This window comes from Alkalihalophilus pseudofirmus, assembly GCF_029094545.1.
GTDB lineage: Bacteria > Bacillota > Bacilli > Bacillales > Bacillaceae_D > Alkalihalophilus > Alkalihalophilus pseudofirmus.
The window spans coordinates 3,704,807-3,723,389 of sequence record NZ_CP117835.1; the positions used below are offsets into that span (position 1 = coordinate 3,704,807).

The following is an 18,583-nucleotide window of genomic DNA, read 5'->3' on the forward strand; positions in this document are numbered from 1 at the left end:
AAAGTCAGCTCTCTCACATAGGAGCGAACTGACTTAGTTTCTATTCTTCTTTTAAAAAGAGAACTCGCTTCCTCACCAGCTCATAATTCCTCTCGTCATCTGTTTGTTGGAATGCCATTACAGCTTTGTTATATATCACATCAGCTTGTTCTGTTAATGCTTGGTCAATCGCATACTGACTTTCCGCCATTTGATAATATAAGTAGCCCATTAGATAGAGTGTTTTCTCTTTTTTACATACTTTGATTCCTTCTTCAGCTAAGTGGAGAGCTCGTTCATAATTCCCCAATTTATAAGCCGTTCTTGAAGCATTGTAGTAGATATTTAAGATCGTTGATTTATCCTTTTGCCATGGGATTTTCTTCACATACTTTAAAATCTCTGTATAAAGCTCATCAGCCCGCTGCCAGCCTTCCATCTCTCCTAAAATGATTGCCTTGCTAGTCAATATATCTAATTCTTCTAGAGAGTAATTTTTGACGCTTGTTTCAGCATACGTTAATGCTTCATCTAGGAGCCGGACAGCTTCATCTTTTTCCCCATGCAAATAGTTCACACAAATTGCCTCTCGCCATAAGAGAAACCGCTTAAGATGCGGCTTATTTGAAAAGGTGGGGTTCTTTTTTTCAAACTTGACGATCTCATAAGCTTCTTCAAACTGTTTAGACCGAATAAGCTCTGTCAGTTGATCACAAACATCATTGACATAACTAATATGAGGAAGATCATCATCTGAGAAGAAATATTCAATCGATACACCTAATCTCTGGCTGATTTGGTAGAGAAGCTGCGCTGACGGATAGACATCATTGCCTTTTTCCATTTTACTAACCATCGCCTGTGTACAGATACCTTTAGCTAATTCCCCTTGTGTTAAATGTAAGTAGGTACGCAGCTCTTTCATTTTCTTGCCTATTCGATAATCCATAACGTTCTCTCCCGTAATATGAAAATAATTATATCAATAAGTGTATGGGTTACCTTACGTATGAATGGAATAAGTAAACTTCCCCATTCGGCTGAATTTGAGGTATGCATCTTTTCTAGAAACCCCTCATGATAAGAGTATCAAAGAATTAACTCTTGAATATAAATTTCTTATAAAAAAAGACGCTTGCCCCAACTTAAGCAAACGTCTTCTCAATTACGCTGTCACAATGGTTACCGAGGCAATCGTATAGTCTGGGAATACATTGGCAGTAATCCAGCATTGTTTATTTTTCATAAAGTCATTTTCATCATATGAAATGAAATAGTTATTATCGATAGGTTTTACACTTACCTTCTTTAAGTCACTAAAGCTAACGTGACCGGAAGCTGCTTTAATGAAAGCTTCCTTTACAGCAAATAAAACGGACGAATCTTTCACTTTATCAATGGAGGTTTCTAAATATCTTTGCTCATCTGTCGTAAATGATTGTTCTATTACATGAGGCTGTTGTACACGATTCATATCAACAATATCAACACCTAACCCAAATATTTTCATATATTGTCCTCCCTTTAAGATATTATTAAACTTAGTATAATTAAAAACTTACCTGTGTGAATGTGGCATGATTCAGGATTAAGAAGAACTTTTTTAGAAATACAGAGTACATTAACTTTTAGAGACCAAAAATATTAAATTTGTTATAAGTGTTTCCCCCACACAAAAAAAGACCTACCATTTTGGAGGCCTTTTTATGATTTACATTACATTGCTCATTTCATCTCGCTCTTTTTTTACATAGTGGTAGAATGCTTCATTTTTAATTTGTTTAAATATCCATAAAGATTGGTCTAAACACTTAAGTGCCAGCTCTACCTCCTTTTTATGATACAAGCTCTCCCCTTTTTGATAATAAAGCTCTCCAAGCAGATACATGCTTTCTTCTTTTAAACATAAGAAAATCCCTTTTGTAGCTGTTTCAATTGAACGTATATACTGTTTATTTAGGTGGTACGCCCTGCTCATATTGTATAGAATACGGACTTCAAGCTTCGAAGACTGGGTATGTGGAATGGCTTTAAGTAAGGTTAAACTTTCATTGAATATATCAATGGCTTCTATATATAGATTGAGATCACATAAAATAATAGCTTTGCTCGTAAGAATTTCTATTTCATTCTCTGCTAAGTGATCTTTTGCGGTATTCTTTAAGCATAAGGCCTCTTCAAGCAGTGAAAAGCACCTTTCTTTATCTTTTGTTTTATAAAAATAACAAATTCCCTCTTGCCACAATAAAAATTGTTGGAATTGACCTTTTTGAAAGAGTGGGTTTCGTTTTTCTAAATGAATCATCTCCATTGCTTCTTTGTATTTCGTGTGCCTGACAAGCCTCCTGATTTGCAAGCAAACTTCTTGCGCATAATCCAGTCGCGGTGTCTCACTTACATTAAAGAAATAGTTGATATCTACTCCTAACTTTTCTGCAATTTGATAAAGAAGAGGGGCAGATGGATAAAGGTCATCATTTTCAATTCTAGAAATCATTGCTTGTGTGCAAATCCCCTCAGCTAGCTCTTGCTGCGATATCTTGTAAAACCTTCTAAGATCTTTAATCGTATGACCAATTCTAAAAGGCTCCATTCTATCACCTACTAATCGTAATATAACTATTTTAATATTCTTACATGGTATCCAAAGTAAAGATTAAAATAAAAAGACCTATTCACCTTAAATAAACCTATTAAAGACTTACACTAAATCATTTTTTGTGTAATTATAGTACTAGTCAGAAAGTTACAAATACATCATATCAAAGGAGTGAACAAATATGAAGAAAATCCTCTTCGTTTTAGTTGCAATTGCTGTGTTATCTACCGTTGGAGCAGGTGCAGTTGGAGCAGAGCCAGCAGCTGTAATTCAAACGCTTCCTGGAATTCACACTTAATAACATTAAACACCGTGCCGTATTACTCCAGAAACCTATTACTTTTCTTAAATGTTAAAAGTAAATTTTTTCTTTTAATATTGTAGCGGAAGTGCTTTTAAAAATTAGGGCATCAACTATGGGCAGAATTCATAGTAAGTTACTTAACAGAGAAGCTGAATTAAAAAAGATCGAGTGATTAATCACTCGATCTTTTTTTATATCTTCGTACGATCAAATAGCTCAATACTCCAATTACACCACCAATGGTGTCAAGGATGACATCTGCAAAGAGTCCTGTACGATCTGGATGTAATAAATGTCGATATTCATCAATACAAGCAAAAGGAAATATAATCATTAGTGTAAGCATTATTGCTGTGGGTACTTTGTAATTTAAAGCAAGAAATATTCTCGTAAGCAAGAATCCTAATATACTAAATACTAATAGATGCGCCCCTTTGCGTATAAAGAATTCGATGAATGCAGCAGGTCCTCGAGCTATTACACTAATTTCCGAGCCCCCATAAGTAAATGATATAGAACCTAAAAGAGAATACACCCACTCTAAGTTCCAATTTTGGAGGAGAGGTTGAATATCCTGATCTGAGTATGGTTGAGAAGAAGAATAAATTATGACACCTAACCAAATACTTAACAGAATGAGAGTAACAATTACTTTTTTATTCAAATGATCACCTTATCTCCACTATATAACTTCCACTTTTCCTATTTTCCAACTTTATCTTTCATCGTTGTAAAAGACAAGGCGTAAAATATTTTTACGACTTTAATCTTGTAGTAAAAATACTCATTTCTTCATCTTCTAACTCCCCCAACCTTTCATTTTCATAAAATGGCCTAGAGCAAAAAGACGAAATGACAGCTCTATGTACTGACGTTTTGGCTTTTCATCAACATGCACCCCTCACCTTTTCCCGGTAAGCTGTGTCTACCGCGGAATATAACAGAAGCGCTTCTGTCTAAGGAAGATTAACGATGCAAGCTCAACCGTTTGAAGAGATCCTCACACAATATGAACCTCTAATTAAAGGACAGCTGAAGAAATTAAACCTTTACCGGAACCATGATCATTTTTATCAAGTCGGAGTATGCGCCCTGTGGGAGGCTTACCGCAAATTTGAAGAGGGGAAAGGGTCCTTTTCAGCTTTTGCCCTTCATACGGTGCGCGGGCATATGCTAATGGAATTAAGGCGTGAACGTGTGTATGACGAGCGTTTTGTGCTGAAAGATCAGCAGGTGAGTTCTGATTTTGCGGTACCTGCTCCTTTAGTTGAATATTGTGATGACCCATTAGAAGAGCTCGAATCATACATTGGACAGCTTTCTCCGCGCGAGCGTTTATGGGTTCAGGAGGCATTTGTGTATGAGAAGAAGTTAGGGCAGATTGCTCTTGAGCAGCACGTGTCAAAAAACACTGTTGCGACGTGGCGGAAGACGGCATTGAAGAAGCTGCGTGCGGCGGCTAGATAAGGATGATTTCCAAATATTTGGGCGCATTTGTTCATAAAATGATGAATTTCGTTTATAAATGTATTTTTCTGTTCATAAAAAGAGCTTTTCGTTTATAAATCAAGAAGAATGTAAATAAAAAGCACTTTTTTATAAATACAAAAAAAGAGCCCATCCTCTGATCGGCTCACGGTACTATCATATATCCTTTTTCTTCGACGGCTTCGGCCATTTGCTTGGTGTTAACGCGCGAGGCATCGTAGTCTACACGTGCCGTCTTGTCTTCTAGGTGAACATAGGCACGGTCGACGCCATCGAGTCCTTCAAGCGCTGATTTTACAGTTTCCAAGCAATTTCCGCAGCTCATTTTCTCAATTTGTAAGGTAACTCGTTGCATAGGATCCCTCCGTTATCAAACTAATTAATGGTTAGTATGTGATGACCTGGGGCAGCTTATACAATTATTATGCTTCTTCTTGTTTTACAAATGGTTTTAACACCGCAGCAATCTCTTCGACAAGCTGAGATGACGTAAGGTCAGCTTGATCCGTCCCTTTTTGCTGGATTTGCTGTATAAGATCTTTTAATTGTTGTTCTGTAAACTTTGTCGCATCTTTAAGAGTAGACATCGCATCGATTCTCCTTAATTAGTTGTTTAATAGATAATAACCGCTCTAGCTAAAATGTAAACCCCTATCCATAGAGTTATATGATTATTCATACAATACAATATTCTGAGGATTGATGATGTCTAATGATGTCGAGGGTAAGGTTGTTCACATATTCGTCACAATCAACACCCAGAAAAGTGATTTTTTTTGGTATGCCAGTAATAAAATCTCTGTACTAAAAATATAGCCTCTCCTGCAACTAACTTTATTTATCTCACCATCTTACTCGCTTCTTCACACTCTCGATATGAGCTATTTTCACTGACTCATCTGCATTTGCATATGTCTTCAACATGTAGTAGATCTTGTTCATTTCGAAATCGGTTAATATTGATGGAGCGACCTTAATTTGATTAGCCAGCATCGATTTCAGCTTATTTCGTTTCATGACAGCAACATTTAAAGAGTCGCATGTCACTTCTTTTAACGTGCATCGCTCACTGAATACGATGAGCGAGTTAAAAAGGTCACCGTCGTCCCGTTGCAATGCATATTTTAACGCTTTAATATGAATTTCATTTTGCCAGATTGGGTTATAGAAACGATTTTTCTTCTTACTTTCTAACGTCTGCACCCAATATTTTTGGTTCTCATGGCCGTAGATCCAGCCACTGTAGTTTTTCGATTCAACGACATAAATTCCTGTTTTATGAATCATCATCAGATCAATTTCAGTGGTTGTCCCGTTCTTTCGTGGGATGTAGAGGTTTGATAGTAATTTATAGCTGCCCTCTATTTTCTCAAGCGTGTAGTATGTCATAAACTCACCGTACACTCCTTGGTTAGCAACAGTTTCTCTAAATGTGTTGCCGCTTGCCTTTCCGTAAGTAGAGGAGTGATAGCGGATATAAGTTGGTCCGACAACAATAAGAGCTCCTAATGCAACTAATATAAGAAAAGTTAATGCTAACTCCATTCAAATCACTCCCCGCTCTTCACATACATCTCAGCAAATGTCATTCCGTCAATCAGCAGCACTTCACTTTCATCAGCGAGCTTTTTACACTCATCGCTAAAATCATCTGCAAGCGAGAGTAAAATTTTCTGAACATGCTTCCCGTTTTCAAGAGGCAGGTGATCGACCATTTGATTTAGCTGCTTCACGCCTGCAGCATCAGTTGTGCCTTTGTGCTTTTTCACTTGGATATAGTACATTACTTCCATAGTAGAAGGCTCAAATGGAGTATAGAGCGGTACTTCCTTTGTACATTTGAGGTCAATATCACCGCCAAGACGGTCGTATTGGTTTGCACGTTTAATCGTAAATCCGTTAGTTTCCATAAAGCTTTTGACTACTTTTTCAAAGTCACTTGGCGTGAGGTTTCTTGCCTCCTCCACCCACTCTTGATACAGCCTTTTCTCGACCTCTTTCATTTTTGCTTGTAGTGGGTGAGCTTGTCTGAGTTCTGTCTTTTCAGCCTCTGTCATAAGAGTGTGAATAGCCTCTTTAAAGCCTTTTTTTCTTACCATATTGACGGGGCTTGAATAAGCTCTTGATTTCAGGAGGCGTTTAATCACAGCTGGATAGATCGCTTCGTAATGTATAACTTGGATATTTTCAGTATCAATATGTATAACGTGGCGGTAATCATTTGTCCCTTTTAATGGTTCGATAAAGTCATAACAGCTGAGCTCCGCTTCTCTCGGCTTAGCTTGCATAATCGTAAAATGCTTCGCGTCTGGCTGCTTAGGTACCACGATGTAGTCTCCTGACTTAATGTTGAGCATTCGGCTCAATGTTCCCCATTGTTTTACTGGATCCCACTGTGCAGTTGCTTGCTCAAACGCTTGAATAAATTGGTCTTTTCCATTAAGCAGCGACAACCCTTCTGCAAAACTCCAACCCTGTCTTAAACGACCTTTTTCAATCTCATTAAATAACGTTTTTTGATCGTTTGCAGACTGCCTGAAAACAAAACATTGCGGAGCGGTATTGGGCTTATTAATTGCTACAAGCTCTCCTGATTCCGTTTCAAGTCGTAATGTTGGAATGACCGCTTCTAGATCGACTCCGCCCGTATAATCCTCCCAGTATCCCATCTTCAAAAAGGCATCCGGATGCATCGGTGCACTTAGCACTCTCGCTTCTAAATAGAGAATGCTCGCTTGATTATTTCCGTAGCTGAACAAATAGGTGACTTCGTCTCTTTTAGCAATGAGTTCACCTTTTACAAGCTGATCTTTAATCATTTTTATCATCCTCCATTATTTCCTCAATATATGTACAGCCTCGACACATCCAGGCAGAGAAGGCGTCTAGTATCACTTCATCTTCACCTAAACCGAGCTCTTCTGAGGCATCTTCATACATCTCGCTCTTGCAAATAGGGCAAGTTTTCATTTTTTCCACCCCGTTCATAGAAAGAGAGAACCTCGCTCCCTGGTTCTCTCTGTTGGTCTCATTTATAATGATATAGGACTAGGAATATAATACTAAATAATGTCATTTTTTGAAAGTGTTTTATTACACAAGAAAGAAGCTCATTACCTTAACCTAAGATAATGAGCTTTCTCACCTTTACCTTACTTCCCTCAAAACCGCACACTGCTCTCCGCACTCTCCGTTCACATTAAGAGCCCCAACAAGTCCGACTCCTGCTTTATAGTAGGCTATATAACTGTATCCAGTGCTTGAGACCACTTTTACTTCGACTGTATTTGTATACGTTTCTCCTAAAATGCGGAAGGTCTTATCTGTGGAAGTGATCGTAGACCTCGTGTAGCCGTAACCTCCTGGGTTGTAGTTAACCCATGAGCTTCCAACCGCAAGCGGGTATTTTAGCTCCAGATTCTCATTGTAGTTTCCATCATTCCATTTTGTACCCATGTACAACCCGTTTGCCGTTTCGCGGTAATAAATCATCCCTGTTTCGGTCTCATCATACGTAAAAGCTGTCTGCCAGTAATCGCGGTTATTCTTCGTTTCAAAAAACGTCAATACACTAATTCCTTCATAATGAGAGAACCGGTACGTTTTTGCTGTATCCCTTAGAAACGAGCGATACGTCTTGATGTGAAGCTCTTTTCCGTTATAAATGACGATGGCCGTCTTACTTGCTGGCTCCCATTTCACCACAGCCCCGATTGTTTCACTGATAAAGCGCAGCGGTACATAGGTCCGGCCTCCGATTATCGCCGGTGCAACATCAATTGTTTGCGGCTGACCATTCACATTGACTTGATTCGAATCGATTTTCAGCATGATTTTCTTTGCGCCATGTGTGATCGTGACTGTCTTTTGCTGCTGATTCCATATAACGTTTGCACCCAATTCTTCAAACACACTCCTCAATGGCACGAGCGTTCTTCCATTTACGACCTCTGCCCCGTCCATCTTCACGACAGTACTTGCAGCTTTTGTTTCATTAGCTGTTCCTAGAATAAGAACGAACCCGAGCACGAGCATCACCACACACATCATTAGCCTTTTCATATGGACCCCCTTTATTGAGATCAACCATCTATGTTCTAATCTATTCCGTTGAAAATGGAAATATCCACTTCCCTTATATTTCATGCTTCAAATGTCCCTATTTCCTGTTATTGGTTTAAAATCCGCTTTAGCAGGTTACTGAAAGAGAGAGGATAATGCTTCAATTAATAGGAGGAGATTAGAATGGATTTACGAAATCATCAAACCGATGGACAGCCAAAACAATCACAAAGTCGTCAGCCTGGTATTGAGAGTGAGATGAATCCTCTCCCTATTTATGAAGACGATAACTATATTGGCACCGGAAAGCTGAAAGGAAAAATCGCTTTGATCACAGGCGGTGACAGCGGGATCGGCCGCGCGGTAGCCGTGGCGTATGCGAAGGAAGGTGCAGACCTTGCGATTGTATACCTAGATGAACACCAAGATGCCGAGGATACGAAAGCCCGTGTTGAAAAGGAAGGGGTGAAATGCCTCTTAATTTCAGGAGATGTCGGTGAGGAGTCATTCTGTAATGAAGCCGTGGAAAAAACGGTAGAGGAGCTCGGAGGATTAGATATTCTAGTGAATAACGCAGCCGAGCAGCATCCAAAACAAAGCATTAAAGAGATTACGAGCGAGCAGCTTGAGAAGACGTTCCGTACGAACTTTTACTCGTACTTCTACTTTACGAAAAAGGCAATAGATTACTTGAAGCCGGGAAGTACGATTATTAATACGACTTCTATTAACCCGTACCGCGGCAACCCGCAGCTGATTGACTACACTGCTACAAAAGGTGCGATCAACGGCTTTACCCGTTCAATGGCTCAAGCTCTTGTCAAAGACGGCATCCGCGTTAATGCTGTTGCTCCTGGTCCAATCTGGACGCCGCTGATTCCAGCAACCTTCCCTGAGGATGCAGTTGCTGAGTTCGGGACTGACACACCGATGGGACGACCAGGCCAGCCGGTTGAACATGTCGGCTGTTATGTGCTGCTAGCAAGCAATGACTCGTCGTATATGACAGGTCAGACGCTGCATGTAAACGGCGGAGATTTTATTTCAACTTAATAGAAGATATGTGGAACCTTCGTCCGTTTGGGCGGAGGTTTTTTCGTGGTGCGACGGTGGGTTTTCCAGATATTTGATGCGTTTGTTTATAAAAATAGTGATTTCGTTTATAAATTGGGTTTTTCGTTTATATCAAGCTCAGTTTCGTTTATAAGTCAGCCAGTTTTGTTTATTAATGATGAGACGCAACATTCCTCAGTAATTTTCTGGTAAACTTAACCTACTATTATCCAGAGGTGTCCTTATGCGTTTTCTTATTGCGATGATTATTTTATTTAACTATATGTTCACATGGGCTGCTATTGTAATATCCGGTCTGTTGCTGACGGTAGGACACATCCCTGCCGATTTAGATGGGAGGTGGTTGATATTTCTTTCTCATACCGGTTTGATGCTCCTTATCCAGACAGGTGCTTGCTGCCTTCTGTTTATACTATTAAAAAGGCTAGAAGCCCGCTCAATATGGTACATTCTTGTTTTGAGTACGCCTTTTATTCTGTTTGGGTGGTTTTCTTACGAAGTGTACAGCCATATTCTTTAACTATTTTCTATTAAACTGACATTCGAGGTGCCCTATGTTCATATTAACTATTGTACTTGCGCTGCTCAATTTCCCCCTCACATGGGCAGCAATTTTCATTTCAGATGTATTGTTCAGCTTGTCTATGTCAAGTCCGCCGTACTACTTAACAGAGGAGGAGAGATGGGATTTGTTTTTATCTCATTCCATCATGATGTCATTTGCTCAACTGATCATTGCTGTGCTGCTCTTTTTTATTCTTTATAAAATACGTGCAAAGCGCAAATGGTTTGTGATCCTTTTGAGCTCTCCTCTCCTAATGTTAGGAGCATTTATTTACGCCGCCTACCAGAATATTATGCTTTGGCCTTATTAACGAATAACTCCCGCAGAGCTGTATGCTTTGCGGGAGTTATGTGTGTTACCAGCTTGATTTCTTCACACCTGGGACCTGTCCTTTGTGAGCAAGTTCACGGAATTTAATGCGAGATAATTTGAACTTTCTCAGATATCCGCGCGGACGTCCTGTTACCTCGCAGCGGTTGTTTAATCTTGTAGGAGATGAGTTACGCGGCAATTTAGCAAGTGCTGCATAATCCCCTTTTTCTTTTAATTCACGGCGCTTTTCAGCATATTGGGCAACGAGTCGCTCACGCTTTTTCTGACGGGCAACCATTGATTTCTTAGCCATCTTCATCTCTCCTTTTCTTACGATTCACATTAATACAAATCGTAATTATTTCGATTTAAGTCTAACTATAACGAATTCCACATACTCTGTCAAACACCAGAATCCCTCTTTACAATGAATGCTTCTTATGGTTAAATAAACACAAATCGAAATCGTTACGTTTTATAATTTGGATATGTGGAGGGTTATGACAATGAGTGAAGCCCGTGACCAATTTGCCCGTACGCTTTATATTCAAAGCCTGCCAGAACCTGATCGCAATGTATATCAATATATTGACCGTATCGAAGCCGAGCTTGAAGAATTAGCTTTAACCCAAACTCATTACTTGCAGCTGCTGAGACGCCAGTCCCCCATCAAACAAGCAGCCAAACATTTTAATATGAATGAGAAAATGATCTATGAGACTGTGCAAAGGATCGAATCGGAGTTAGCCGACTGTGTACCTGAGTTATCAGAACGACTAGAGCTGGTCGAATTTACGGATGTGCTGAAGCTAAAGGGATTGTGTGATGCAGAGGATGAGAAGAAGTATTTTGTGTTGAACAGGTTTTAAGTTTTAAAAACATCCATAGCTAATTAACTAGTTAAACAGCAAAATAAAAATGCTCAGAAATCTGAGCATTTTTATCCTTGATTAGCCTTCTTCACCTACAGTCACACTATAGTTGAGCAACGCTAACCAAAACTACCTTAATTTCTTTACCTTTATGGCATCCATTCGAGGTGGAAGTGATGTTTCAACATAATCCCCAGAACTCACCTTTACTTTATCTCCTACTTTAACATTTGCTATTTGATCTTCTGATGTAGAAAACCAAATCGAATCATTCATATAAGATTGAACCTCATCCTCCGAAGGTTTACCTTCTATTTGAATTTTAGTGTCTGCTGCGACCAACATGTTATTTCCGTCTATTTGGACCACCGTCCCTTTGTAAGGCGGATTTATAACCTTATCATAGAGGGTATAAGATACAATTGTTAATATAAAAGCAGCTAATAGCCAATATATCGTTCTTTTCACTATGATCATCTCCTAATGGTGTTAAACCCTGTCCTTATTGAACACTCGCTCCCATTAGTACAGTATCTATTCTAAAACCACAACCCTCTCTGCAGTTCCACTTCTAGGTTCAGCATCGAGAAATTCATCTGATGCCCAAACTACTACTTTATCTCCTTCTACTCAATATCAAATTCATTTTCATTCGTTTCATACATAACAGCTGTCAGTTCTGATCGATTCATAACCATTGAGACATTAAGTGCTAAAAATCCGCCAGCTACTAGTAGTACTGTAATAAACAGCAGAAAGCCTCCAAGTTCTGAAGCAACTTCCATAAGATTCATGCCAATCAATAGAGTAAGCACTAGCACTAGCAGAAAGTACAGACCTGAGTAAACCGTATAAAGAAAATTTTTTAACCCTTTATAGGTGATGTATTTATTCCTACCGATCCGCGTGGGATAATCAATACTCATTAACAAATAAAGTATAATAATAGGAACAATAAGAACTTGAAGATAATACATTTGACACCCTCCCAAACAACTTCTCCTACTATTGTAAATGATATACTCGTATAAAGGAATGAATTGGAAGTATATTTGTTCAAAATTGTTATAGTTGGAGGCTTTTGTATGAGAACAAGGTTGACCGCACTCCTGTTTCTACTATTTTTTCTAGCTGGCTGCGGCGGGGAATACGTAGAAGAAAAAAGAGCGCTTACAAGTTTATATGAGCAATACATTATAAATAATAACCAAGCAAATCTCAATTTACTCTACCCCGAATCTACTGCATATGAAAAGTTAAAATCAATGATTGATAATATGAATGTTGACCATCAAAATGCACGCCCTAGCAGTTATAGGGCGTACTTGTGCCTTCTCATACATCAGCAATTTAATGTCCCTTTAGTAGTCAACTCTCCACCAATACGAGTCAATTTTTCCCCTTAACTCTCTATCTTCTGCATAGACCCTTTCTCTCACTTCAACTAAGCGTTCCTCTAATCTAATTAAATCAGCTAATTGCTGCTCAGAAGGTTCTTCATCCAATATACTTCTATATTGCCTCCAAAAGTCTTCTATATCTTGATAATTTATTGAGGTTCTTCCATTCAAGGTGAAGTAATGGTTAAACAGTGTATCAAATGAATTATCTAGATAATTTTTGCCGAAATGCACTGTCTCTTCAGCTAACTCCCCGTTAATGTATCGTTCCATAATGACATTCGTCAAATGAATTTGACTAGCAAATCTACTCACAGCAACCCTCTCTGCAAATTTATCGTCCAAATCTTTGCTGTCTACTCTCTCTATTCGATATAGACTCCCTATAAAAACTACTAAAAATACGCCGCCTAAGATCCAAAACTTTTTCATAGATCCTCCCTCTTTATCATTAACAAAAATTGTACTCCCTTATTACTTATTCTCTACGCTTAATCATTTCGATAGTTTTTTCATACATCTTCCCCCAGTTAAGCTAGTAAGTACTTAAAAATTAATATCTATCGTAATTGTTCACGCTGGAAACTTATTTTACTTTTCTGTATAAAGAATGACCTGGAATAACAAAAAACATATAAAGGAGATAAGATGAAGGAAAATAATCGCTATAAAGAAAGACATATTATGTCCCATATATAAATTGAAACCTACAAAGGAAACAATAAAACCCATAAGACAGGCAGCACTAATACTAAAGAAAAACTTAATAGTAGAATTTGTTGAATGCTTACATATAAGGAAGAAAATAATCGAGATTGTTACATACGTAAAAATCACATAAAAAATCATTTGATTTAAATCCAAACTTAATAATATCTCCCTTAATCCCCTAATCTGTGAACACGTTGGTACTCAACCAGCTCCTGGTTAAACTCATTCATCGCTTCTTCAAGCTGCTCACTTTTTATACCCTCGGAGAAGATCGCCTCATTAATATTTAATTGAAATTGATCAACCAACTCATATAGCGCCTCTCTTTTTTCTGTCGTATCATTCTCTTGCAGGTCCTGGTCTATCCTTTGCAGATTGGTCCTAATATCTAACTCTTCTTCTCTTAAAAGTTCACTTGATGTGGTTGTAAGAAAGTTAGTGAATTGAAAGAAATAGGATAGATCCTCAGTATCCGCACCACTTTCTAGTTGGGAGATCAGACCGGCTAGTGAATGATGATACATGAAATAAATATTAAAAAGATGATGTTCTTCCATCGTCTCCATTCTTTCTTCTAATTGCTTACTTTGTGAATAAGAATTAACTAATAGCACACCTAACAAAATAATAATGAGAGTCAATATCCCATATAGAAGTTTGTGTTTCATTCTTTCATCTCCCTTACCACTGGTGCCATTCAACATCTGACAGTGATTTCATCAGTACCTGTCTAAATTCGTCAGTTAGTTCATAATATGTATTTTCATCAATATAAAAGTAGTCTCTGTCTTCATAAAAGCGAAATTGCAGCAAGACCCTTCCGTTTGCCACATGACCATCGCCTCTCCATTCTTCCACTTGGCGAACAATAATCTCATATCTAGCTAATCCTTGCTCATAGGCTAAGTTTCTTTGCTCATTTGAAATCTCTAAAGCACTTGCATCATTATAATAATTAAGGATATTTCTGACTACATGTTCATCTGTAATATAGCTGGAAAACCATCGCGTATGATCTGCTTCATCTCTAATTCCTTGTATAAATACAGGTGATTTAAAATCAGTGAAAGAGAGCTGCTGCTCGTTAATTAATCCATTCGTATAGGTGAATGGCGGATATAGGTACCTGTAGTGAATCCAGCTAGTTGAAAGGATAATGATCAGCACCCCTGCTATTACGATCCGGATCATTTTTTTATTTTCCACATTATCACCTCTTATTTAAGTGCGAATCAAGAAGAAAAGCCACCCTAAAAAGGCAGCTATTCGACTAGGATCGTATTTGTTTGCTACATTACAGTTAACTTCCCGCTTTGTTTATATAACTCCACCAGCTCATCCATATGGTCGTCAATCCTCTGATCCATGATTTCAAGGTCTTCTAGGTCCATAAGATCGAGGTCTTCTTCTAATTCCGAAATAAAAATAACTTTATTTATGTACGCCTGGATATAGGCACTATGGGTATGATGGACATCAAGCCAGATTTCATAATATTCCTCTGGTGTCACATTGAGTACTTCCGCTTGCTCTTCATAAAAGGCTTTCCCCTCTTCTGGCAGCGACTCATAGATTTCTTGTGCTTCTAGACCTTGATAAAGTGACGTTTTGTTGCTTTCTATCTCTTCTTCTGAAATGAAAATGCCCATATTTTTAGACTCTTGTACGAGGACCTCGCCTAACACATAATTTCTGATCCCTTCATCATCTAAAGGATATAATGTTAAGACGTATTTCGCTTGAATCTCTTCTCCCTCTAACACAGCAACCACTTCATCAAGATCATAGTCTGCATTAGAACAGCCGGCTACGATTAGTAAACTTAGTAACAGGCCAAAAGTTATTGCCTTCATAGATTACCTCCGACTTTCCGAATTACTTTCTAGTAAAAAACGGATTAAAGAGTGCGGCTTCATAACTTGATGCAGACTGATCTCCTTCTCCCGCTAGTTTAAAATGAAATGATATTTTCTCTGCTCCATTTAATTCTAGCTTGATCGTTTCAGGGGCATCCTCTGCTGTTATGCTGTATTCCGCAGCCTTATGATCATCAAGGTAAATTTCAACCACTTTTTGTGTATTCATTGGGTTAGAATGGTTCTCTAAATTACCAAATGAAGCATGGAAATACTCGTAATTATCTCCTAAAGGAAACTCAATAAAATGAGAGTTTGTCTCACCTGGTGCCCCTCCGAGCGTTGATAATAGAAAATGCCGCTGCATTTCCCCGGTGCTATCGTTTATCGGGACATGCCTCTCGTTAAATACATAACGAAGCTCTCCGCCCTCTGCCACTTCTCTGTTGATCGAATCGACCTCTCTTCCAAAGTATGCAGGAGTCGGGTTCTCCATTTCACCAATATGAATAACTCGATTTTCCCCGTCCCATCTCACCTCAGCTCCAAGTTCTTCGCTCACAAACCGTAAAGGTACATACGCTGTAGACATGTAGATAAAGGGATCTTGATGAGGCATATTCGACACCTTATCGATCTTAATATCGTTAATATTATAGAATACCTCAATGTTCTTCCCTCCTCCTGCAGCATATGCAGCAGCCGTGCCAAAAATAGAAGCTCCTAAGACAAATCCAATAATTGCTTGTTTCATAGTATCAAATCCTATCTCCATATTTTTACCAACTACCATTGTACACGAATTATGAAAAAATGTACAAAACTTATAAAATTATTCCAATTGATTAGGTCGGATACTAGAATAGTAAAGAACATTACAGGAGGAAGGAGAGAGCTCTATGAATGATGGAGTGCTGGCCGTTAAAATAAAGTGCCAAGAAATATTAGAGGATCTCAAAACCTATTACCCAGATCAATTAAAGTACAATGGGACGATGAAAATGATCTATAAACAATTTGAACTGGCTTTAGTAAAGGTCGATCAAAGAAAAACACTAGATGTTCAATTCGTGAGTAGCTGCGTCAGGATGTTTGTTGATGATACGGCTGATTACATGCATCCGCTTGTAGGTAAAATGGAAAAAACAGCGGAGCTAATAGAGCTCTATAATAAGAGGGTTAGAGGAGGTAATAATGAATAGATTTCTAAATTATTTATGGTATGTGTTTCTTATTCTGGGTATTCTCTCTCTTATTTTAAATAGTGCTTTCCTTTTTCACATAGGTGCTATTCATATGATTATATTCTGTGTCATCGTCATCTATTATGAAAAGAGGAAGGCTAAGAGATGGGGTTATGCATTGTATTTAGTTTTTTTAATTTGTATATCTTTTATATTCATGACCTAATCCCCGCCTATTGCTCGTGAAACATGAAAGCTTTTCCGATCTCAGCTGCCACCACTTCTAATCTCTTCATTGTATTTTCCCTCCCGGCTTGCGGGCTGGAAAGTGAATGGTCTTTAGCTAGCTGATCGGCAACCGATAAGATAGGTTCACCTCTTACGTCCACCTTTATTTGATTAAGTGCTCTCAGTCCTAAGTGGCGGATGTGAAGAACTTTCACTTCATTATGAATTCTTTCAGCAGATTTTAAAGCATTAACAACAAGCGCCGCTCTACCTCCGCTTGTGATAACCAGCCCTTCAACAGCCCGCAACTCTGCTTCCATGCGAGTTAAGTTCTCTTCGGTCAACACCTCTCGCACCGTTGCTTCCGTTCGGCCTGTCAGCTTGCGATACTCCACTGGACTCCACGCATTTGTGATCGTAATCGCTTCTCTTGACCATTCTATATTATCTCCGTATTTCTGAGACAAGATGTTTAACAGCTGCTCTAGATTGGTCCCTGTTCTTCCTGCAGCAGGCTTATTCGCAGCTTCCTCCGCCGCCCCCGGACATGAGAAGACGAAAGCCACTTCATTTTTCGTTCCTTTTTGAAAATGACACATGCTGCCAAGCCTCCTTTTAAGTCTCCCTTTCTACTTTACCCTTATTTTGTCTACGTATTAGTTATAATGAGGATCTGGCTTACGGTCCTTTTTTCCTAATTTTGATAATTATTTACTATTTTTGTCGAAGGTGGTTACACTGCTTGATTCATACTATATAATAGTTAATTGTAATTATATACTTTGTACCTACTCATTTGTTATTTATTTCATAATGAAGGAAGGAATCGCTCATGGTTGAACAACACCAACTTTCTAGAAAAGAAATTGAAGTAAGGATAGAAATGATTAGAGACATTATGGTCTACTGCGGAACTGTAAATGGACTCGCTCACCCAGAGACGATTAAATATAGTCAAGAATTAGATCATATGTTAAATAAACTGGAAGAACGCTGTGACTCTAGAGTAACTAACACTCAATACTAATCAACATCTACTAATTTCATTTCTAATTCGACAGCAATAACGGCTTTTCAAAATAAAACCCCAAGCTGTCCGTGTTTACGGATGCTTGGGGTTCATATAATTTAATATGAGTCATCTCTTAATTCAACTAACTCCTGCTCGGTGACTTTGAAGCGAGCAGATTCATACTGGCGCAAACTTTTATTATTGATAAACATTCCAATTGGTCCGCCTTCGACCATATAGGTTTGTTCTCCACCAGCTTGCATATTCGTGTTTACCAGGAATAATAAATACTCCCCTCCCACCTCCATTAAAGTAACGTTACTAGCTTGTTCTATTTCATTCCCATCTTGAAAAACAACGAATGTTTCACCTTTGCTACTCTTACTTTCGCCTTTAAATACTTCTTCTACCTCAAATACATAGCCAGTTAAGGGCACCTTAAAATCCTCTATACCTACATAATAAAATTCTTCTTTTTCTAATGGCTTCCCTTTCACCACAAGCTCTGATTTTGAATACAAGGCTTCAAAATTCTCGAAATATGCATAATCTGTTTCAATTTGAAATGTTTTCTTAGAAGGTTCTGCTTTTATTAAAGGGTAATCGGGGTCCTCCATAACTTTTTCTAAAGAACTTTTACTTGCAACATCATCCGAGCTAGTCTGGGCTCGTTCATCGTTTACCATTCCTACCTGGCTATCATTTTTATTAATTACACTTAAAATGAGTACAGGCACTAGCAAAATAACTAAAATACTTGCTGAATACACAAGTCTGCTGTTATACCTTCTTTTACTTCCATGGAGTTCTCGATTGTTAAACATGATTTCTCCTCCCATTTAAATTATTAGACGTTGTTAAGATTAATAAGGAAGCATAATTTTCAATAATAGTTAAAATTATAAATTATTACTAATTATAGTATAATATCAATAAA

General features: G+C 38.3%; 27 protein-coding genes. 7 read left to right on the plus strand and 20 right to left on the minus strand.

Going from position 1 to position 18,583, the window contains the following annotated elements:
- Positions 1-40 precede the first annotated feature (40 nt).
- The 3 genes from PQ478_RS19345 to PQ478_RS19355 all read right to left on the minus strand — a co-directional run bounded on the left by PQ478_RS19345 (position 41) and on the right by PQ478_RS19355 (position 2,572).
- The gene (locus PQ478_RS19345; RefSeq protein WP_289235241.1) at positions 41-928 is read right to left on the minus strand and encodes a helix-turn-helix domain-containing protein; all 888 of its coding nucleotides are present in this window, start codon (positions 926-928) and stop codon (positions 41-43) included.
- A 216-nt stretch (positions 929-1,144) separates the two neighbouring features.
- Positions 1,145-1,489, minus strand: a complete 345-nt coding sequence (locus tag PQ478_RS19350; RefSeq protein WP_289235242.1) for a 4'-phosphopantetheinyl transferase superfamily protein — start codon at positions 1,487-1,489, stop codon at positions 1,145-1,147.
- A 201-nt stretch (positions 1,490-1,690) separates the two neighbouring features.
- On the minus strand, positions 1,691-2,572 hold the full coding sequence (locus PQ478_RS19355; protein WP_289235243.1) for a helix-turn-helix domain-containing protein: 882 nt from the start codon (positions 2,570-2,572) through the stop codon (positions 1,691-1,693).
- 187 nt (positions 2,573-2,759) lie between these two features.
- On the opposite strand from PQ478_RS19355, the gene PQ478_RS19360 reads away from it, so the two are divergent.
- Positions 2,760-2,876 (plus strand): lipoprotein, encoded by a 117-nt coding sequence (locus PQ478_RS19360; RefSeq protein ID WP_289235244.1) that lies wholly within the window; start codon positions 2,760-2,762, stop codon positions 2,874-2,876.
- Between the two features lie 178 nt (positions 2,877-3,054).
- On the opposite strand, the gene PQ478_RS19365 is transcribed toward PQ478_RS19360, so the two are convergent.
- Positions 3,055-3,546 (minus strand): VanZ family protein, encoded by a 492-nt coding sequence (locus tag PQ478_RS19365; RefSeq protein WP_289235245.1) that lies wholly within the window; start codon positions 3,544-3,546, stop codon positions 3,055-3,057.
- Positions 3,547-3,854: 308 nt separating this feature from the next.
- Here PQ478_RS19365 and PQ478_RS19370 point away from each other — a divergent pair, with 308 nt between their 5' ends.
- Complete coding sequence (locus PQ478_RS19370) at positions 3,855-4,349, plus strand: sigma-70 family RNA polymerase sigma factor (protein WP_289235246.1); 495 nt, start codon at positions 3,855-3,857, stop codon at positions 4,347-4,349.
- Positions 4,350-4,515: 166 nt separating this feature from the next.
- Here the strand turns inward: PQ478_RS19370 and PQ478_RS19375 are convergent, their stop codons facing one another.
- The 6 genes from PQ478_RS19375 to PQ478_RS19400 all read right to left on the minus strand — a co-directional run bounded on the left by PQ478_RS19375 (position 4,516) and on the right by PQ478_RS19400 (position 8,432).
- The gene (locus tag PQ478_RS19375; protein ID WP_289235247.1) at positions 4,516-4,725 is read right to left on the minus strand and encodes a cation transporter; all 210 of its coding nucleotides are present in this window, start codon (positions 4,723-4,725) and stop codon (positions 4,516-4,518) included.
- Between the two features lie 67 nt (positions 4,726-4,792).
- Positions 4,793-4,957: a YwzD family small protein gene (locus tag PQ478_RS19380; protein WP_289235248.1), complete on the minus strand. Its 165-nt coding sequence runs from the start codon at positions 4,955-4,957 to the stop codon at positions 4,793-4,795.
- Between the two features lie 256 nt (positions 4,958-5,213).
- Complete coding sequence (locus tag PQ478_RS19385) at positions 5,214-5,915, minus strand: nuclease-related domain-containing protein (RefSeq protein WP_289235249.1); 702 nt, start codon at positions 5,913-5,915, stop codon at positions 5,214-5,216.
- 5 nt (positions 5,916-5,920) lie between these two features.
- Positions 5,921-7,189: a restriction endonuclease gene (locus PQ478_RS19390; RefSeq protein WP_289235250.1), complete on the minus strand. Its 1,269-nt coding sequence runs from the start codon at positions 7,187-7,189 to the stop codon at positions 5,921-5,923.
- A complete protein-coding gene (locus PQ478_RS19395) occupies positions 7,182-7,340 on the minus strand; it encodes a YgiT-type zinc finger protein (protein ID WP_289235251.1) in 159 nt (52 codons plus the stop codon). The genes PQ478_RS19390 and PQ478_RS19395 overlap by 8 nt, the downstream gene beginning before the upstream one ends.
- Positions 7,341-7,517: 177 nt before the next feature.
- A complete protein-coding gene (locus tag PQ478_RS19400) occupies positions 7,518-8,432 on the minus strand; it encodes a copper amine oxidase N-terminal domain-containing protein (protein ID WP_289235252.1) in 915 nt (304 codons plus the stop codon).
- Positions 8,433-8,615: 183 nt separating this feature from the next.
- Here PQ478_RS19400 and PQ478_RS19405 point away from each other — a divergent pair, with 183 nt between their 5' ends.
- Positions 8,616-9,485 (plus strand): SDR family oxidoreductase, encoded by an 870-nt coding sequence (locus tag PQ478_RS19405; protein ID WP_289235253.1) that lies wholly within the window; start codon positions 8,616-8,618, stop codon positions 9,483-9,485.
- Between the two features lie 575 nt (positions 9,486-10,060).
- On the plus strand, positions 10,061-10,381 hold the full coding sequence (locus PQ478_RS19410; RefSeq protein WP_289235254.1) for a hypothetical protein: 321 nt from the start codon (positions 10,061-10,063) through the stop codon (positions 10,379-10,381).
- Between the two features lie 45 nt (positions 10,382-10,426).
- On the opposite strand, the gene rpsN is transcribed toward PQ478_RS19410, so the two are convergent.
- Positions 10,427-10,696: a 30S ribosomal protein S14 gene (gene rpsN, locus PQ478_RS19415; protein ID WP_012960579.1), complete on the minus strand. Its 270-nt coding sequence runs from the start codon at positions 10,694-10,696 to the stop codon at positions 10,427-10,429.
- 193 nt (positions 10,697-10,889) lie between these two features.
- Between rpsN and PQ478_RS19420 the strand changes: the two genes are divergently transcribed.
- Positions 10,890-11,252: a hypothetical protein gene (locus PQ478_RS19420; RefSeq protein WP_289235255.1), complete on the plus strand. Its 363-nt coding sequence runs from the start codon at positions 10,890-10,892 to the stop codon at positions 11,250-11,252.
- A gap of 132 nt (positions 11,253-11,384) precedes the next feature.
- Here the strand turns inward: PQ478_RS19420 and PQ478_RS19425 are convergent, their stop codons facing one another.
- The 7 genes from PQ478_RS19425 to PQ478_RS19455 form a co-directional block, all read right to left on the minus strand.
- Positions 11,385-11,723 carry a DUF3221 domain-containing protein gene (locus PQ478_RS19425; protein WP_289235256.1) on the minus strand — a complete coding sequence of 113 codons (339 nt, stop codon included), beginning with the start codon at positions 11,721-11,723 and terminating at the stop codon, positions 11,385-11,387.
- A gap of 158 nt (positions 11,724-11,881) precedes the next feature.
- Complete coding sequence (locus PQ478_RS19430; RefSeq protein ID WP_289235257.1) at positions 11,882-12,232, minus strand: hypothetical protein; 351 nt, start codon at positions 12,230-12,232, stop codon at positions 11,882-11,884.
- A gap of 384 nt (positions 12,233-12,616) precedes the next feature.
- Positions 12,617-13,087, minus strand: a complete 471-nt coding sequence (locus tag PQ478_RS19435) for a hypothetical protein (RefSeq protein ID WP_289235258.1) — start codon at positions 13,085-13,087, stop codon at positions 12,617-12,619.
- Positions 13,088-13,536: 449 nt separating this feature from the next.
- Positions 13,537-14,034: a hypothetical protein gene (locus tag PQ478_RS19440; protein WP_289235259.1), complete on the minus strand. Its 498-nt coding sequence runs from the start codon at positions 14,032-14,034 to the stop codon at positions 13,537-13,539.
- Between the two features lie 13 nt (positions 14,035-14,047).
- Complete coding sequence (locus PQ478_RS19445; protein WP_289235260.1) at positions 14,048-14,572, minus strand: hypothetical protein; 525 nt, start codon at positions 14,570-14,572, stop codon at positions 14,048-14,050.
- Positions 14,573-14,655: 83 nt separating this feature from the next.
- Complete coding sequence (locus tag PQ478_RS19450; RefSeq protein WP_289235261.1) at positions 14,656-15,219, minus strand: hypothetical protein; 564 nt, start codon at positions 15,217-15,219, stop codon at positions 14,656-14,658.
- Positions 15,220-15,241: 22 nt separating this feature from the next.
- Entirely contained in the window at positions 15,242-15,976 is a 735-nt protein-coding gene (locus tag PQ478_RS19455) for a copper amine oxidase N-terminal domain-containing protein (RefSeq protein ID WP_289235262.1), read from the minus strand.
- Positions 15,977-16,121: 145 nt separating this feature from the next.
- On the opposite strand from PQ478_RS19455, the gene PQ478_RS19460 reads away from it, so the two are divergent.
- Complete coding sequence (locus tag PQ478_RS19460) at positions 16,122-16,424, plus strand: hypothetical protein (protein WP_289235263.1); 303 nt, start codon at positions 16,122-16,124, stop codon at positions 16,422-16,424.
- A gap of 215 nt (positions 16,425-16,639) precedes the next feature.
- Here the strand turns inward: PQ478_RS19460 and PQ478_RS19465 are convergent, their stop codons facing one another.
- Complete coding sequence (locus PQ478_RS19465) at positions 16,640-17,233, minus strand: uracil-DNA glycosylase family protein (RefSeq protein ID WP_289235264.1); 594 nt, start codon at positions 17,231-17,233, stop codon at positions 16,640-16,642.
- Positions 17,234-17,466: 233 nt separating this feature from the next.
- On the opposite strand from PQ478_RS19465, the gene PQ478_RS19470 reads away from it, so the two are divergent.
- Complete coding sequence (locus PQ478_RS19470) at positions 17,467-17,661, plus strand: aspartyl-phosphate phosphatase Spo0E family protein (protein ID WP_289235265.1); 195 nt, start codon at positions 17,467-17,469, stop codon at positions 17,659-17,661.
- Positions 17,662-17,762: 101 nt separating this feature from the next.
- On the opposite strand, the gene PQ478_RS19475 is transcribed toward PQ478_RS19470, so the two are convergent.
- Entirely contained in the window at positions 17,763-18,470 is a 708-nt protein-coding gene (locus tag PQ478_RS19475) for a hypothetical protein (protein WP_289235266.1), read from the minus strand.
- Positions 18,471-18,583: the final 113 nt, after the last annotated feature.

Bases quoted from the DNA above. Each gene is read 5' to 3' on its own strand.
- rpsN (WP_012960579.1), bottom strand. From the start codon at position 10,696: ATGGCTAAGAAATCAATGGTTGCCCGTCAGAAAAAGCGTGAGCGACTC.
- PQ478_RS19465 (WP_289235264.1), bottom strand. From the start codon at position 17,233: ATGTGTCATTTTCAAAAAGGAACGAAAAATGAAGTGGCTTTCGTCTTC.
- PQ478_RS19420 (WP_289235255.1), top strand. From the start codon at position 10,890: ATGAGTGAAGCCCGTGACCAATTTGCCCGTACGCTTTATATTCAAAGC.
- PQ478_RS19370 (WP_289235246.1), top strand. From the start codon at position 3,855: ATGCAAGCTCAACCGTTTGAAGAGATCCTCACACAATATGAACCTCTA.
- PQ478_RS19355 (WP_289235243.1), bottom strand. From the start codon at position 2,572: ATGGAGCCTTTTAGAATTGGTCATACGATTAAAGATCTTAGAAGGTTT.
- PQ478_RS19460 (WP_289235263.1), top strand. From the start codon at position 16,122: ATGAATGATGGAGTGCTGGCCGTTAAAATAAAGTGCCAAGAAATATTA.
- PQ478_RS19440 (WP_289235259.1), bottom strand. From the start codon at position 14,034: ATGAAACACAAACTTCTATATGGGATATTGACTCTCATTATTATTTTG.
- PQ478_RS19430 (WP_289235257.1), bottom strand. From the start codon at position 12,232: ATGTATTATCTTCAAGTTCTTATTGTTCCTATTATTATACTTTATTTG.
- PQ478_RS19400 (WP_289235252.1), bottom strand. From the start codon at position 8,432: ATGAAAAGGCTAATGATGTGTGTGGTGATGCTCGTGCTCGGGTTCGTT.
- PQ478_RS19350 (WP_289235242.1), bottom strand. From the start codon at position 1,489: ATGAAAATATTTGGGTTAGGTGTTGATATTGTTGATATGAATCGTGTA.
- PQ478_RS19375 (WP_289235247.1), bottom strand. From the start codon at position 4,725: ATGCAACGAGTTACCTTACAAATTGAGAAAATGAGCTGCGGAAATTGC.
- PQ478_RS19410 (WP_289235254.1), top strand. From the start codon at position 10,061: ATGTTCATATTAACTATTGTACTTGCGCTGCTCAATTTCCCCCTCACA.
- PQ478_RS19470 (WP_289235265.1), top strand. From the start codon at position 17,467: ATGGTTGAACAACACCAACTTTCTAGAAAAGAAATTGAAGTAAGGATA.
- PQ478_RS19390 (WP_289235250.1), bottom strand. From the start codon at position 7,189: ATGATTAAAGATCAGCTTGTAAAAGGTGAACTCATTGCTAAAAGAGAC.
- PQ478_RS19395 (WP_289235251.1), bottom strand. From the start codon at position 7,340: ATGAAAACTTGCCCTATTTGCAAGAGCGAGATGTATGAAGATGCCTCA.
- PQ478_RS19360 (WP_289235244.1), top strand. From the start codon at position 2,760: ATGAAGAAAATCCTCTTCGTTTTAGTTGCAATTGCTGTGTTATCTACC.
- PQ478_RS19405 (WP_289235253.1), top strand. From the start codon at position 8,616: ATGGATTTACGAAATCATCAAACCGATGGACAGCCAAAACAATCACAA.
- PQ478_RS19450 (WP_289235261.1), bottom strand. From the start codon at position 15,219: ATGAAGGCAATAACTTTTGGCCTGTTACTAAGTTTACTAATCGTAGCC.
- PQ478_RS19385 (WP_289235249.1), bottom strand. From the start codon at position 5,915: ATGGAGTTAGCATTAACTTTTCTTATATTAGTTGCATTAGGAGCTCTT.
- PQ478_RS19380 (WP_289235248.1), bottom strand. From the start codon at position 4,957: ATGTCTACTCTTAAAGATGCGACAAAGTTTACAGAACAACAATTAAAA.
- PQ478_RS19455 (WP_289235262.1), bottom strand. From the start codon at position 15,976: ATGAAACAAGCAATTATTGGATTTGTCTTAGGAGCTTCTATTTTTGGC.
- PQ478_RS19475 (WP_289235266.1), bottom strand. From the start codon at position 18,470: ATGTTTAACAATCGAGAACTCCATGGAAGTAAAAGAAGGTATAACAGC.
- PQ478_RS19345 (WP_289235241.1), bottom strand. From the start codon at position 928: ATGGATTATCGAATAGGCAAGAAAATGAAAGAGCTGCGTACCTACTTA.
- PQ478_RS19435 (WP_289235258.1), bottom strand. From the start codon at position 13,087: ATGAAAAAGTTTTGGATCTTAGGCGGCGTATTTTTAGTAGTTTTTATA.